General features: G+C 77.1%; 1 protein-coding gene. It reads left to right on the plus strand.

Translation table 11 applies throughout. The features are described from left to right. A partial coding sequence (locus tag DQW85_RS22130) for a WD40 repeat domain-containing protein (protein WP_162795220.1) occupies positions 1-903 on the plus strand: 903 nt, incomplete at both ends.

Consider the following 903-nt stretch of genomic DNA (forward strand, 5'->3'; position numbering starts at 1 on the left):
CGCACGCTGGTCGCGTACAACGCGGGCGAGGCGGCCGGCTACGACGTGGCCGGCGGGCGGCGGACCGGCGGCGTGCGGGGGCTCGGCGGTGACGTGACGTCGATGGCGCTCGGCCCCGACGGCAGGACCCTCGCTGTGGGCGGGTCCGGCTCCATCCGGCTGTGGGACCTGGAGCGCGGGCGGCGGATCGGCGGGCGGTTCGGCACGGGCGCGAAGCACCTGGCCTTCAACGCGGACGGCGACGCGCTCGTGGCGAGGACCCCGGCGGGGGTCTGGCAGGTGTGGCGCCTCAGCGGCGGCACACCGGCGCGGCCCACGACCGTGACCGGCGACGCGATCAACACCGGCGACGCCGTCACGGCCGATGCCGCCCTCACCGACGTGAAGGTGGGGGCCGACGGCCTCACCAGGGTCGAGCTGTACCAGGATCTGAGCTACCGGCTCACGGACCGGCGGGGGGTCGTTTCCGTACCGGGCGGGCCGGACCCCGCGAAGGGCAGAGCGGCCGCCTTCAGCCCGGACGGCGCCATGCTCGCGGTGGGCGACGGCCCCGACGTCAGGCTCTGGGACGTCACCAGGAGGCGCTGGTCGCAGGCGCGGCTGCGGGGCGCCGGCGCCCTGATGATCGGCTTCAACCGGGACGGTCGCCACCTCGCCACCTACGACGGGACGGCCGTCAGCGTGTGGTCCGTCGACGGCGTCCGCGTCCTCACCCATCCCCTCCAGGCGGTGAGCGCCGAGCCGCGCTTCGGGCGCGACGACGCCACCCTGGCCTGCCTGCTGTCCGACGGGACGGTGGTGACCCTGGACCTGGCCGGGCTGACCCGGCCGCGCTCGCCGGCCTCCCGTGCGGCGGCCGGGGCGTTCAGCCGGCACGCCGGGTACGCCGCGCTGCGGGGCGCC

Source organism: Nonomuraea lactucae (assembly GCF_003313395.1).
GTDB classification, from domain to species: Bacteria; Actinomycetota; Actinomycetes; order Streptosporangiales; family Streptosporangiaceae; genus Nonomuraea; species Nonomuraea lactucae.